The following is a 13,852-nucleotide window of genomic DNA, read 5'->3' on the forward strand; positions in this document are numbered from 1 at the left end:
CAAAAATGACACTCTGTAAAGGTTGGTTAAATAATTGAAATGAAAATGATTATCCATAAGATTAAGATTTTAGGCAGTCTGTTCTATCAGAAATACAGTCAAGCTGAATCTATAGAACTTGTAGAAGCATTGGTTGCTGAGAACGTACTTCAAGCCAGCACTCTCGATGAACTAAAATCATTAAGCTCTGAACAACTTGAACAAGACTTTAGTGCGTTATTTGAAGGTATTGGTTTTATGCCAGTTCCGCCGTGGGGATCCGTATATCTAGATAAAGAGCAAGTACTGTTTGGTGAGTCAAATGTTCAATATTGCTTATTCTTAAAACAGCACGGTATCGTTCTGAATTCGGGTCAACGTGAGCCGGAAGATCAATTTGGATTAATGTTGCTAGCCTGTGCTTATCTCTTAGAACAAGATAAAACACACGCGGCTTACGAGTTACTTGGTCAACATTTAATGCCTTGGGGATTGACCTATCTTGATCAACTGACACAAAAAGCACCAAATGTTTTTTACCAGCAGTTGGCTAGTGATGTATCACTATGGTTGAAAGAACTGGTTGAAGAGTTCGGCATTGAAGTCGTTGAGAAGAAAGTATACTTGAGATGAATGAATTGATAGATCACAGCAGACGTGGTTTCCTCACTCGTCTGAGAAATCCCGTTGAATGCATCAATCAACAAGAAACGACACCTCGGTTGGTCGCAAGACCTCCTCATGCGGTGGATGAAGCTTTGTTCGTTCATCTTTGTGATGGCTGTGCAAAATGCCAACAAGTTTGCCCGAACAATATCATTGAAATTGACGCCCAGTTAGCTCAACTTAATCTTGATTACAATGAGTGCAGTTTATGTGGAGAATGTGTAAAAGCGTGTTCTACTAATGCATTGCATTATTCAGCTCCAGTGTCTATAAACTTGCGCCCACACTTTACACAAAGTTGTAATAACTACTTAAATATTGACTGCCAGCAATGCAAAGGCGTATGCCAGAATAACGCAATTTTAATTCAACCTGACGAGCTTCCTTATCTAAATATAGATCTATGTAATGGTTGCGGTCAGTGCCGTTCAAGCTGCTACGCGAACGCAATTGTCATGCAACTCTATAACCCTAATTAATTACCACTACTTTACTCTCAGCTCTTGAGGTGTAAGTGAAATAACCGACTGTATTAAACTATGCAGATGCTGGGTAAACGGCTCTTGTCTGTGACTTTGTTTGAAAAAAGATGAGAGTGAGTAATCAATATTGTTATCTAACTTTATGGCCTTCACTTTTGCACTGTCATAGATAAAATCAGGCAAAAATGAGACCGATGGTACGCTTTGTACAATGTCGTAGGCCGTTGATAATGAATCCACATAAGCGACTTTTGTTGGTTCGAGATCGAGTTTTTCTAATAGGCGATAACGATGCTCATTCCAGGAAGCCAATTTGGAGACAATCAACAAATGATCAAGGACATCATCTAATTTAGTAATAGTCACATCAGGGTGACAGGCCAAATAAACTTGATGCTCGTAAAGATATTGTTGAGCAATGCTTTTATTGGTTTCAAAGTCACTGAAGTGAACGCCGATATCTACCTCTCCTGCCGTAATACCATCGAGCGTATTTTTGCCCCAACGTCGAATATGAAATGTCGCTTGGGGAAAATGTTGCAACAATACAATAGTTAACTTTGCCGCTGTATACTGATAAATATAAGAGTTAAGCGCAATCACAATCGGCTGGGTATATTGTGAATAGTCAGTACGAGACGTTGTTGCTTGCTTGATTACATTCGCGATTTGGTTGTAAGACTGCTCAATTTGTGGGGCCAGTTGCTGCACTAACGGAGTCAGTTCCATCCCTTGAGCGCTACGGATAAAAATGGGGTCATTCAGCCTTTCACGCAGCTTACTTATATCTCGGCTGACGGCACTTTCAGACTTGTTAAGAATATCTCCCACCTTCTTTAAGTTCGGATTGTGATAGAGCAAAACCATCGTTTTCATCAACTCTAACGGCAAATCCAGATAACGCTGCTGTAGATCCATATCTCCCACCTTCTTGCAATAAATGCAAGGTAATCTTAACTATCATTACGTTATGTACAAGAGCAAAATCATATTTATTTAATCCAACAAACAGAAGACAATAGATATGAAAATGAAAGCTCTGAACATAGCGGTAAGCTCTGTACTGACCTTAACCGCAACCTTTGCAGTGGCAGCTAGCAATGCGGATTTTAGCTCGCCCTATATGAATGCTAAAGACACACCACTCACTCATCTTCCTGACAGCGGTAACAACGCAAAAGTCAATCAGGAAACGGCGTCATTCTGGAATTTAGGCAAATATAGCGAAAAGCGTGTTTCTTATGATGCGCCAACGACGGTAAAAATTGCCGATGGTATCTGGACATTTGGCTCCGGCTCTATTGTCAATATGAGCGCAATCGAAGCACCTAAAGGTATCATTATTTATGATACGGGTGATAACGATCATGATGCAGAAGAGTTCTATACCATGCTGCGTAAAGAAAGCGACAAGCCGATTGCCGCCATCGTCTATTCTCACGAGCACTACACATTTGGTGCACGCTATATCGTGGAGCAAGAAGCCGCACGCGGCAACAAACAAATTAAGATTATAGGTCATCCGAATACCAATGCTTCGGTGGCAAAAAATGGTGGTGTTTCTTCCATTCATCCAGAGACTAGCGGGATCACAGTGGCTCGTAGTATCGAGCAATTTAACGCCTATTTGCCGACTCAGGGTGATAATGCCAAATTTAAAAACACCATCATGCCTGACCAAAGTGGTTTTATGCCGGTAAACTTATCACCAACTCATGATGGTCAAACAATTAACATTGCTGGCCTGGATATGGTGTTCTACATGGATGGCATTGCAACCGATACTCCAAATCAGTTGATGGTTTATGTGCCAAGCAAGAAAACCGTACTGAACAACGTTGTTTGGGGTTGGTTCCCGAACATCTATAGTGCCCGAGGCGGACGTTACCGTAATCCAAATGACTGGATGGGAGCACTCAATAAAATTAAAGCGTTGGATCCGGAGATCTTACTGTCGACCCACTCAACGTCTTTAATCGGTAAAGATAAAATTAATGCACGTCTGGAAAGCTACCATGATGGTTTAGCCTTTGTGCTTGATCAATCATTGAAAAACATAGCTCTGGGGCAAGGTCCAGATGAGCTGCGTTATAGCGTGAAATTGCCTAAGTATCTGAAAGAATCACCGATTCTGGTACAGAACTATGGTGAAATCTCAATTATGCCGCCACGCATATATACCGCGCTATTTGGTCAATACGATCGTAATGCGGCACACTTAAACAAACTGCATCCAAAAGATGAAGCGGGACGTATGGTAGCCGCTATGGGTGGTGAAGAGAAAACCTATAACGTTGCTAAGCAAGCATTTGATAACGGTGATTACTTATGGTCGGCACAAGTCTCTGACTATTTAGTACAAAATAACCCGACTCAGAAAAACAAAGCGCTTAAAGCCGATGCGTTGGAACAAATGGGCTACCGCACTACATCAACCAACTCGCGCTCTTTTTACTTAGCACAAGCCGCTGAACTTCGCGGACAGGTAAATATCATTACCAATGTTCCATCAACACCTACGGCAATTGTTCAAAATATCGACGACTTCGTTAACTATTATCGAATTCGTATTAATCCTGAGCGCTCAGGAAACACTGAAGCAACCATTAAGTTCGATTTTGGTGGTGAACAGGTTTATGGCCTGGAAATCAGTCGTGCTGTGGTGAACTATTTAGATCACGCTGAAGTGAATAAGGTCAAATCCGATGTCACAGTGCAAATGAAGCCAGAAGTTTGGGCAGAGCTCTACAATAACACCGCGTCGTTTGATGGTTTACTAAAAGCCGGAAAAGTCAAAGTCACACAAGGTGATAGTACTCAAGCATCGCAGCTAATGGGACTGTTTGACCCTATCTACGATTGGCAAAATGATAAAGGGCTGCAAGACCTGTTAAAAATGCTTAGTGCAACTGAAAAATAATTCATGGTCGTTTCTCAGTAGTCGCGAACCGCGACTACTGACTATTAGCGACGACTGACTATTAAAAGGATAAAAATATGAACACAGATTTATCACACCTAGGTAATTCTTTTCAGGTACAAAATGGTGATATCACCATTCAGGCTTATGAAAAAGGTCAAGGTGAGCCAATTGTTTTCGTGCATGGTTTTCCTGACTCAGCCAATTGCTGGCGCAAGCAAATCGATCCTTTGGTCAATGCTGGCTACCGTGTCATTACTTTAGATATGCGCGGCTATGGCAACACATCAAAACCGATGGGAAAAGAGCACTACCACATTACTATGCTTGCATCTGACGTAAAAGCGGTAGTGGATCATCTCGGTATCGAAAAAGCTCATATCGTTGGGCATGACTGGGGATCGGCTGTGTCGTGGGCATTCGCCGGGATTTATCCTCAAACGACTAAATCTCTAACCGCGATTTCCGTTGGTCACCCGCTCGGTTTGGTGAGTATGCTTGATATCAAACAACGTGAAATGTCATGGTATATCTTTTTATTCCAGCTACCTATGGCGCAAGATATCCTCGCTGCCGAAGATTGGAAGCTTCTGAAAGAGTGGATTCGCGATCATCCTGAATGGGAACATTGGAAACAAGCCTTTAAAGAAAGCAAAGATATTGTTCCCGGACTTAACTGGTACCGCAATGCGTTCAACTTAGAAAGCCCAGTTACAGCAGAAGATTTTGGCTTAGTTCAAGCGCCATGCCTAGGTATCTGGTCAGAGCATGACCACTATTTAGGTCAAAAGCAGATGAAAGACTCAGTGCATTTTATTGGTGAAAATGCCAGCTTTGAATTTGCTCGTGTCAATGATGCTACTCACTGGGTGCAAATTGATAAGCCGGATGAAATTAACCAGCTTATACTTCAATTTACTACTAAGCATCGTTAATTATCTGAACATTTACTATGCTATACCCTTCCTACTTGAAGCTGCAGCGGTGTTGGCTACGTTCGTTCACCCCAATCACATAGTTTATCTATGCTCATGGGGATTCACTCACTTGCCGCCTACCTGCAACTTCAAGTAGTTTGGGTATAATTAAGCCAGTAGTTTTGCCGCTACTGGCTTTGTGGTTCTTTGATTTGTTTACTGTATATTTACTGGTGCCATGTATATATAAAACTTATAGCATCAATAAATTTCTTTTATGTTAATGACGGGCGACTTTTCGTCATACGAAAACCCTCACGCATAATACACTCAGCCAACGGGTTCTCTGCCATATCAGCACGCCAAATAAATGAAAGTGTACGCTCCATACTGAGCTCGGGAATATTAAGTGTGACTAACTGACCACTGTCGATGAAGCGTTCTACATCAAGGAAAGGCAAACAAGTCAAATAGGGTCCATTTGCTACTAACGCTCTCAGTACCGGTACATGCTCGTACTCGCGCCAGACATCAATATTTTCAATAAACTTATAAATAGAGTTATCAAAGGTTTTTCTGGTACCAGAACCTTGCTCGCGTAGTACCCACTTTGCCTCCTCTAACTGTGCCATACTTACTTTCGTTCTGTTAGCAAAAGGGTGGTGAGCAGATGCGATAATCGCCAAATGATCCCGACACCACACTTCTTGATGTATGCGGTTATCGTCGCTGCGTCCTTCTATGATTCCCAAGTCATATTTGTAATCCAAAACGCCCTCTATTATTGCTTGGGTACTCTTAACCTGTAAGTCTATTCGTATCTCTGGAAAGTCATTATCAATAATACTGATTAAGTCGGGAACTAAATGTTCCGCCGGAGTTTGGCTTGCTCCAATACTAATTTCCCCACTCACCAATTGTTGGTCATAAAATCCCATTTCAATTTGTTGAGCATCTTTCAGCAAGCGTTTCGCTTTGGGGCGAAGCCACATTCCCCAATGGGTCAGGGCCATCTGTTTCCCTTGCCTCTCAAACAATGGTCGGCCTAACATTTTTTCTAGTTGGGCAAGAGACATACTTGTTGCCGACTGCGTTAAGGCTAATTTTTCCGCAGCAATACTCACGCTGCCACTATCCGATATAGCATCAAAAACAGCGAGTTGTTTTAGCGAATATTTCATGAACTTTCCTGTGACGACGTTCCTACACGAACCTATCTATAAGCATTAGAACCAGATTCTACTCTCGAGAAAATATACATCAATATAATTGATGGGGTTTTTAAAAATTATCAATTTTACTTGGTTTTATGTAAGGCGTTAATTTAAATGCGAACCGCACATAAGGTGCTGTTTTACATAAGGAGGTTTACATGGATAAGAGTTTAGGGGGCGTTTATGTCTTCAACTGACTCAATCAATCAACATTATTTCTCGCCAGCAGAAATGATGGCAGAAGCAGAAAAGTTCGCATTAAGTAAAGCAAAAAAAACAAGCGCTATGACACTGAGTCTTTCGGTTATGGCAGGGGCATTTATCGGGCTTGCGTTCTTGTTCTATATCACCGTCACAACAGGAAGTGCAAATACCGGGTGGGGGATAAGCCGATTTGCTGGTGGACTGGCATTTAGCATGGGGTTGATCCTCATTGTTATTTGTGGCGGCGAATTGTTTACCAGCTCAGTGCTTTCAAGCATCTCCTGGGCCAATAAACAAATTAGTTTCGGAAAAATGTTGTCGATCTGGGGCAAAGTTTACTTTGGTAACTTCATTGGCGCGATGTTCTTACTATTGATCGTTACGGCTGCGGGTTTATACCAGTTAGATAATGGCCAATGGGGATTAAATGCACTCAATATCGCACAACACAAACTTCATCATACTACCTTACAAGCATTCTCACTTGGCGTGTTATGTAACTTACTGGTTTGTTTAGCTATCTGGCTGACTTTCAGTTCTGCTAACGCCATGACGAAAGCGGCAATGACAGTCATGCCAGTCGCTATGTTCGTCTCTAGTGGTTTTGAACACTGTGTCGCCAACATGTTTATGGTTCCTTTAGGTATTGTGATTCAAAACTTTGCACCAGAGTCATTTTGGCAGCAAGTCGGAACGACATCGGCTCATTACGCAGATTTAAATATTGCCCACTTCATCACTGCGAACTTAATTCCGGTGACCTTCGGCAATATCATCGGCGGTGCTGTGCTCGTCGGCTTAGCAAACTGGTCTATTTTTCGTCGTCCTCAACTCAAGGCGGCAGCTATTGCGTCAATTACACAAACGACACAAATTACGTCAGTAAAGGAAATTACTATGAACAACACCATCACTATGAAAGACATCATGACGACTAACTCGCTTGTACTTAATGCCAATACATTAGTACCAACGGCTATTGATGCACTGATTGAATGTAATGCGAGTTCAGCACCTGTCGTGGATGTTGATAACAGATTAGTTGGTATCTTTTCAGTGCATGATGTGTTGGTCGAATTGTGGTGTCAGAATTACATTCCCGCAGAAAATCAAAAAGTGGTTGATCTCATGTCTCGAGATGTTATCGCTATTGATGTTAATGACAAATTGGTTGATGTTGCTGAGTACCTTTGTATTGATAGAGAGCAGTTGTTCCCAACGACGAGTTCCGGTATTGCAACAAGATTCAATACTCTATCACTTGAAGAACGTGCTAAATCAATGAAAATCAATCAACCTCATTATTTACCAGTATTAGATAATGGAAAGTTTGTGGGAATGATAAGCCGAATTAATGTCCTTGAAGCGCTTCGACCTATTTATGGTGAACGAATGAGAGTGGTTGACCAACAGATGGAAAACTCGAAAATCGCATAATTAATTGACGATTGCAGTGTTGTGAAGCCCTGTAAATCAGGGCTTCACTTATTAAGGTACTTATACCAATTTCACGATTAAACTGTTCAGTCTTAGACAATGAGTACCGAACGCAAACACGCATCAATTCGTCCATGAAGCTCCGCCGAGCCATCCATGGCTCGGAGGGTTTGCTTATCGATACTCAATGTCCACTTGACCAGGTAATTAGTATGATTGGTATTAACAACATTGAGAGTAATAACGATGCCGACGTCACTGAGCAACGCATTCATCAAAAATTTTTTAGGGAAGGCTCCAGATTGGTATAAATTGGCGATTATTTCCTTCCTGATCATCAACCCTATTGTTTTTTTTCTCATTAACCCATTCATCGCGGGTTGGCTGCTAGTTATCGAATTCATCTTCACGTTAGCTATGGCGTTAAAATGTTATCCCCTTCAACCTGGTGGATTATTAGCACTTCAAGCTGTCGCCATTGGGATGACCAGCAGTGCTCAAGTTAAACATGAACTCGTTGCCAATATTGAAGTGTTACTGCTACTGATATTCATGGTAGCTGGCATCTATTTCATGAAAAATCTACTGTTGTTTATTTTCACCAAAATATTATTGGGAATTCGCTCAAAAGTAATGCTGTCACTGGCTTTCTGTACCACTGCCGCATTTCTTTCGGCCTTTTTAGATGCATTGACTGTTATTGCCGTCATCATTAGCGTCGCTGTGGGTTTCTACTCTATTTATCATAAAGTCGCATCAGGTCAGCAATTCCAGTCTGCGCATGATCATACTAAAGATGAATCTATTCCTGAGTTGACTCGTGATGACTTGGAAAATTATCGTGCATTCTTACGCTCGTTACTGATGCACGCCGGCATTGGCACTGCGCTCGGTGGCGTTATGACTATGGTTGGAGAACCTCAGAACCTAATCATTTCTGACCAAGCTGGTTGGCATTTTGGTGAGTTTTTAATCCGTATGTCTCCCGTTACGATTCCTGTCTTCATTTTAGGTCTCTTGACTTGTGTGTTGGTTGAAAAGTTCAAATTGTTTGGTTACGGCGCAAAACTGCCTGCTAGTGTTCATCAGATCCTCATTGATTTTGAAGAGGAAGAGCGCAAAACACGCACCAATCAAGATAGAGCAAAGCTATGGATCCAAGGCATTATTGCCGTATGGCTTATTGTTGGGCTTGCGCTTCACTTGGCTGCGGTCGGTTTAATTGGCCTGTCAGTAATCATCTTAGCGACAGCGTTTACGGGCGTTATTGATGAGCATTCGATGGGGAAAGCGTTTGAAGAAGCATTACCATTTACTGCCTTGCTTGCTGTATTTTTCTCAATCGTCGCAGTGATCATTGATCAGCATCTATTTAAACCCATTATTGATGCGGTTCTTCATATTGAAGATAACGGTACACAGCTAGCTTTGTTCTACGTAGCCAATGGTTTATTGTCTATGGTGTCTGATAACGTGTTTGTGGGTACGGTATATATTCATGAAGTTAAAGAAGCGTTGCTTCAGGGAATCATATCCCGCGAACAATTTGACTTACTAGCTGTTGCTATTAACACGGGTACCAACTTACCTTCAATTGCCACACCAAATGGTCAAGCCGCTTTTCTGTTTCTACTCACTTCGGCTTTAGCACCGTTAATTCGTTTGTCTTACGGTCGAATGGTGTTTATGGCGCTGCCATATACAATTGTGTTAACAACCATGGGTCTAATCGGCATTATTTTCTTTGCTCAGCCGATGACGCAGTTTTTCTATGATATAGGTTGGTTAAGCCATCACTCTATTACGGAACTGAGTCAGTTAAGCGCGCATTAACTGACGATATCAACGGTATAAATGTGACTAAGCCAGAGGCTGTGCTAATGGCTTTTTCATGAATTATAAATACTTAGTTACAGGCTGAATACAATTAGGCTACCCAGTCATTGAGTGTAGTTTGAGTTAACATCAAACCCGCTCGTAGACCGGGACGAACGCCGCTGTTGGGGAAAATCAGCCATTCTTGATTTTGCACGACTCGGTACTCTTTCTCGCCGTCTGTTGCGAGTAAGCTTCCCTTATCAAAGGCGGTAAAGTTTTGAACGCTTTCTGCAAAGTTCAGTTTAAATGCTTCCGTGAGTTTGGTGAGCTCTTGGCTGACTTTATATACTGGCATTTCTGCTGCGCTATTGTCAGGACATGCAATACCTGTAGTGAGTGCAATTAAGCCTTGTTTGATACCAACAAACTGAGAAAGATCATTTTCACCAAAGGGCAGGGCTTTACCCAGTTCAAGAGTGCAGCTCTGTGTACCACAAGTTTTGCTACTGAAGTAGCTAAACGTCGCTGCCGGAGCGTGGTTGATCACCAATGCTTCTAAGCCAACACTGCGTAGCCATTCGATCATTTCAGGTTGATATTTGCCAGACTCCACATAAGGAAGCAGACCGAATCGTACATGAAAGGATGGTTTTCTTGCGGTGTGCAGATCAAAGTGAAAGCGCTGTGTATGGGGTTTCTGCTCAAAAAATTCAATAAGTTGCTGCTCAATAAACTGTGCCCGTCGTGTTTCTTCGCAAGCTTGGTAATTGGCATGCTTACCACTGAATAGGCGGTTCATGTCTACTTCTAAGTAGCGGTCACCACTGCGCATCGCTTCGAGGTTGCCAAGAATGACTAACAGACGAACATCGAGCGTACGTCGTTCTGCTAGGAAGTCTTGCACTAATTCAGCAACGATCTCGATAGGTGCTGTTTCGTTACCGTGAATGCCTGCGGAGATAACCACACTTTTTGATTGTGGGTTATCTGAGAACTCTATAGGTTCGAAAGCGATAATACCTTGCGTCGGACAGTTCCAACGCAAAGTGGCTGTTTCACCTGATACAGGGGAAAAGGCTTCCCCTGAAAGTGTCTGTTTTAAAAAATCCATTGCCAATAGTTCCTTGCTTAGCGTTGGAATGGGTAGATTGAACCAAGGTGCATGATTTGAGTCAGCTCATCCAGTGCCGTGCGGTTTTCGATGAGTAATTGTGGGTCTGCCAAATCAGCTTCAGTCAGACGGTCACGGTAGTGTTTGTTCACCCAATGAGTTAAAGAACCATACAGAGCATCGTTGATCAGTGCCTGCGGGTTCGTTGCATTTAGCTCTTGTTCGTTAAGAACAACACGTAGACGCAGACAAGCTGGGCCTCCACCGTTACACATACTTTCGCGTAGGTCGAATACTTTCACTTGGTTAATCGGGCCGCCACTTTGGGTTAGCTCAGTGAGATATGTCCAAACACGTTGGTTGCTACGTGACTCTTCTGGAACCACAATGACCATGTTGCCGTCAGCTTTGCTTAGAAGCTGGCTGTTGAACAGGTAAGTACCTACAGCATCTTGTACTGACACTTTGTCCGTTGGTACTTCAATTGGCGTAAATTCACAGTCAAATTGAGTTAACTTGCGGCGAATTTCATCAAACACAGCTACTTGATTGATGAATGCTTGTTGGTGATGGAACAACACTGGACCGTTGCTTACTGCGATAACGTCGTTGTGGAATACACCTTGGTCAATCACATCCGGGTTTTGTTGTAAGAAAACGGTTTGTGACTCGTCTAATTGATGCAGACGAGCTACTGCTTCGCTCGCTTCACGGGTTTGACGAGCAGGGAAGATCTTAGGTTCTCTTTGTCTTTGAAGAGATTCATTAGAAGAAGGACCTCCAAACACCTGCCGACCATAGACAAACACTTCAACACCTTTGTCACCGTAGCTACGGCACAGACGGTTGTGGTTGGCTGCACCTTCGTCGCCGAATAACATTTGTTGTGGCAGTGCTGTGTGGTGAGCAAAGTGCTTGTTATCTGCAAAAATGGCTTTTAGCGCATTGCTGGTGGTGTGCTCTTCAATTGAACGGTGGAACTTGTTGTTGAGGTTTGCCACTGTGAAGTGAACTTTACCATCCGCAGTGTCAGTAGAAGGTGAAACAGTTGCCGCATTTGCAACCCACATTGAAGACGCCGAACTGACATTAGCAAGCAGGTGTGGTGTTTTTTTCTCAACTTGAGTGATGACTTGTGCATCAGTGCCAGAGAAACCTAAAGTGCGAAGCGTATCAACACATGGGCGTTCTTGTGGCGGAAGTACTCCTTGCTTGAAACCTGAATCAGCAAGGTTTTTCATTTTTGCTAAACCTTGCAGCGCCGCCAGTTTTGGGTTTGCTACCGCATTTTTGTTTGAAGTCGATGCAACGTTACCAAACGAAAGACCTGCGTAGTTGTGTGTTAAACCGACAAGACCGTCAAAGTTAACTTCATAAGCTGACATATTTTTAGACTCCTATCCGTCTACCCTTTGACAGAGCTCTTCGCGAGGCTCTTCTTTTGCAAACAGAGGTGCAACTCGGATCAAATCACCATTCTCTACATTTAAAATTTCAGCTTGCGTTGGAGAGAGCGTGATTTCTGTTTCATTACAAGGTTGGCAGCTAATGATTGCACGGTAGTTGCGGTAATCCAGGTTGCCGACCAGTAGCGTAGAGTCTGTTTCATGATAAGTATCTGAAATCAACACCTTACGATTTTCACTTTCACGAACGATGCGTAGATCTTTGGTGTACGCTTCCAGAGTGGGACCCGCATCGAAAATGTCGATGTAGCCTTCGTAGCACATACCTTCACTTTCTAAGATTTTACGTGCAGGTCGTGTATTTTCGTGAACTTCTGCAATAACGGCTTTTGCTTCGTCTGTTAAGAAATCAACATACATCGGGTGCTTAGGCATTAGCTCAGCGATAAAAGCTTTTTGGCCCATACCTGTTAAGTAATCTGCTTCACTGAAATCGATGGAGAAGAAATGACGTCCTAAGCTTTCCCAAAATGGTGAGTTACCTTTTTCATCAGAGACACCACGCATCTCTGCGATCAATTTGTCGGCAAATTTATCTTCAAAGGTAGACATAAATAGCATGCGACTTTTCGACAGCAAGTGACCATTTTGGTTTTTGCGAAAATTAGGATCTAAGAACAGCGTACACAGTTCACTGTAACCTGTATGGTCATTGCTCAGGAAAAGCGTTGGCATTTGGCTATATACGTTAAGCTCCTTTGACGCATGTACCAAAGTACCAACCCGGAAATCATACCAAGGTTCTGTTAAACCAATCGCAACTTCAATGCCACTGATACCAACCACTTGTTTACTTTCTGTATCTTCCAATACAAATAGATAGCCTTGATCGTGAATAGGTGCTTTCCCTTGCCATGTGTCGATCATACGCTCAATACGTGCGGCCAATCGCGCTTCATTGTTTGGTAGCGAGGTAAAACCGACACCGGTTTTAGACGCTAGTTTCAATAGAGCTTGTTTGTCGTCCCTAGTGACTGGGCGAATTACCATCATAGTTTAAAATCCTTGTTATTTTTTCCTGAAGAGAGAAGGACTAAAGCGGTAAGAACCATACTTATACCCTTCCTACTTGAAGCCGCAGCGGTGTTGACTGCGTTCACTCACCCCAATCGCATAGTTATCTATGCTCATGGGGACTCACTCACTTGCCGCCTACCTGCAACTCCAAGTAGTTTGGGTATATGTCGTTGTCTCTAACTTGAGGTAACTACTCAATCTGACTCCAACAGAGGTAGTTTACATTCGAATTTAAGGTTAATAAGTGTTGATATTCAAAATAGCTAAATTGCCACACCAAGAATAAATAATCATAAAGTTGTGTTAATAATGAAAACTTATTCAATATATATGGTTAGTTTAAATAAATTATATTATTGATCCATTTGTTTATTGGATGATATTACCGCAAAAAAATATTAAAGACATAATTAAATGTCAACAAATGAAACAAATCGGAAACAAAAATATGCGATTGTGCCTGTTTAACTATATGAAATTTAATAATTACTGCTATTTCACCTTTGCTTGTGTTTGTCAGCATTGGCGAATGAAGTGCATCTTAGTGTTGATGAAATATAAATATGAAAATTATGAATTTATATTTAATTATAAAAGGCGTGTTCGTCCGTCACTGAAATA

11 protein-coding genes are annotated in these 13,852 nt (G+C 42.2%); 6 read left to right on the forward strand and 5 right to left on the reverse strand.

Annotation, left to right across the window (positions count from 1 at the left end; genetic code table 11):
• Positions 1 to 45: 45 nt before the first annotated feature.
• Entirely contained in the window at positions 46 to 612 is a 567-nt protein-coding gene (locus tag ACK5MF_RS11955; protein WP_416922496.1) for a molecular chaperone TorD family protein, read from the forward strand.
• The gene (gene napF / locus ACK5MF_RS11960) at positions 609 to 1,124 is read left to right on the forward strand and encodes a ferredoxin-type protein NapF (RefSeq protein WP_416922497.1); all 516 of its coding nucleotides are present in this window, start codon (positions 609 to 611) and stop codon (positions 1,122 to 1,124) included. The genes ACK5MF_RS11955 and napF overlap by 4 nt, the downstream gene beginning before the upstream one ends.
• Before the next feature lie 6 nt (positions 1,125 to 1,130).
• On the opposite strand, the gene ACK5MF_RS11965 is transcribed toward napF, so the two are convergent.
• Complete coding sequence (locus ACK5MF_RS11965) at positions 1,131 to 2,045, reverse strand: LysR family transcriptional regulator (protein WP_416922500.1); 915 nt, start codon at positions 2,043 to 2,045, stop codon at positions 1,131 to 1,133.
• A gap of 106 nt (positions 2,046 to 2,151) precedes the next feature.
• On the opposite strand from ACK5MF_RS11965, the gene ACK5MF_RS11970 reads away from it, so the two are divergent.
• Both ACK5MF_RS11970 and ACK5MF_RS11975 read left to right on the forward strand, forming a co-directional pair.
• The gene (locus ACK5MF_RS11970; protein ID WP_416922502.1) at positions 2,152 to 4,047 is read left to right on the forward strand and encodes an alkyl sulfatase dimerization domain-containing protein; all 1,896 of its coding nucleotides are present in this window, start codon (positions 2,152 to 2,154) and stop codon (positions 4,045 to 4,047) included.
• Between the two features lie 77 nt (positions 4,048 to 4,124).
• The gene (locus ACK5MF_RS11975) at positions 4,125 to 4,982 is read left to right on the forward strand and encodes an alpha/beta fold hydrolase (RefSeq protein ID WP_416922504.1); all 858 of its coding nucleotides are present in this window, start codon (positions 4,125 to 4,127) and stop codon (positions 4,980 to 4,982) included.
• A 257-nt stretch (positions 4,983 to 5,239) separates the two neighbouring features.
• Here ACK5MF_RS11975 and ACK5MF_RS11980 read toward each other — a convergent pair whose 3' ends face one another.
• Positions 5,240 to 6,145: a LysR substrate-binding domain-containing protein gene (locus ACK5MF_RS11980; RefSeq protein WP_416922506.1), complete on the reverse strand. Its 906-nt coding sequence runs from the start codon at positions 6,143 to 6,145 to the stop codon at positions 5,240 to 5,242.
• Positions 6,146 to 6,361: 216 nt separating this feature from the next.
• On the opposite strand from ACK5MF_RS11980, the gene focA reads away from it, so the two are divergent.
• Positions 6,362 to 7,819 (forward strand): formate transporter FocA, encoded by a 1,458-nt coding sequence (focA, locus tag ACK5MF_RS11985; protein ID WP_416922508.1) that lies wholly within the window; start codon positions 6,362 to 6,364, stop codon positions 7,817 to 7,819.
• 246 nt (positions 7,820 to 8,065) lie between these two features.
• The gene (gene nhaB / locus ACK5MF_RS11990; protein WP_416922510.1) at positions 8,066 to 9,652 is read left to right on the forward strand and encodes a Na(+)/H(+) antiporter NhaB; all 1,587 of its coding nucleotides are present in this window, start codon (positions 8,066 to 8,068) and stop codon (positions 9,650 to 9,652) included.
• 94 nt (positions 9,653 to 9,746) lie between these two features.
• On the opposite strand, the gene astE is transcribed toward nhaB, so the two are convergent.
• The 3 genes from astE to astA are packed head-to-tail and all read right to left on the reverse strand — an operon-like array spanning position 9,747 to position 13,207.
• Complete coding sequence (gene astE, locus ACK5MF_RS11995) at positions 9,747 to 10,748, reverse strand: succinylglutamate desuccinylase (protein WP_416922512.1); 1,002 nt, start codon at positions 10,746 to 10,748, stop codon at positions 9,747 to 9,749.
• A gap of 17 nt (positions 10,749 to 10,765) precedes the next feature.
• Positions 10,766 to 12,133, reverse strand: coding sequence for an N-succinylarginine dihydrolase (gene astB / locus ACK5MF_RS12000; RefSeq protein ID WP_416922514.1), 1,368 nt, complete (start codon positions 12,131 to 12,133; stop codon positions 10,766 to 10,768).
• 12 nt (positions 12,134 to 12,145) lie between these two features.
• Positions 12,146 to 13,207, reverse strand: coding sequence for an arginine N-succinyltransferase (gene astA, locus ACK5MF_RS12005; RefSeq protein WP_416922516.1), 1,062 nt, complete (start codon positions 13,205 to 13,207; stop codon positions 12,146 to 12,148).
• Positions 13,208 to 13,852: the final 645 nt, after the last annotated feature.

Source organism: Vibrio sp. (genome assembly GCF_047973365.1).
Lineage (GTDB): Bacteria > Pseudomonadota > Gammaproteobacteria > Enterobacterales > Vibrionaceae > Vibrio.

Bases quoted from the DNA above. Each gene is read 5' to 3' on its own strand.
- ACK5MF_RS11955 (WP_416922496.1), top strand. From the start codon at position 46: ATGATTATCCATAAGATTAAGATTTTAGGCAGTCTGTTCTATCAGAAA.
- ACK5MF_RS11975 (WP_416922504.1), top strand. From the start codon at position 4,125: ATGAACACAGATTTATCACACCTAGGTAATTCTTTTCAGGTACAAAAT.
- ACK5MF_RS11965 (WP_416922500.1), bottom strand. From the start codon at position 2,045: ATGGATCTACAGCAGCGTTATCTGGATTTGCCGTTAGAGTTGATGAAA.
- astB (WP_416922514.1), bottom strand. From the start codon at position 12,133: ATGTCAGCTTATGAAGTTAACTTTGACGGTCTTGTCGGTTTAACACAC.
- ACK5MF_RS11980 (WP_416922506.1), bottom strand. From the start codon at position 6,145: ATGAAATATTCGCTAAAACAACTCGCTGTTTTTGATGCTATATCGGAT.
- ACK5MF_RS11970 (WP_416922502.1), top strand. From the start codon at position 2,152: ATGAAAATGAAAGCTCTGAACATAGCGGTAAGCTCTGTACTGACCTTA.
- astA (WP_416922516.1), bottom strand. From the start codon at position 13,207: ATGATGGTAATTCGCCCAGTCACTAGGGACGACAAACAAGCTCTATTG.
- astE (WP_416922512.1), bottom strand. From the start codon at position 10,748: ATGGATTTTTTAAAACAGACACTTTCAGGGGAAGCCTTTTCCCCTGTA.
- nhaB (WP_416922510.1), top strand. From the start codon at position 8,066: ATGCCGACGTCACTGAGCAACGCATTCATCAAAAATTTTTTAGGGAAG.
- napF (WP_416922497.1), top strand. From the start codon at position 609: ATGAATGAATTGATAGATCACAGCAGACGTGGTTTCCTCACTCGTCTG.
- focA (WP_416922508.1), top strand. From the start codon at position 6,362: ATGTCTTCAACTGACTCAATCAATCAACATTATTTCTCGCCAGCAGAA.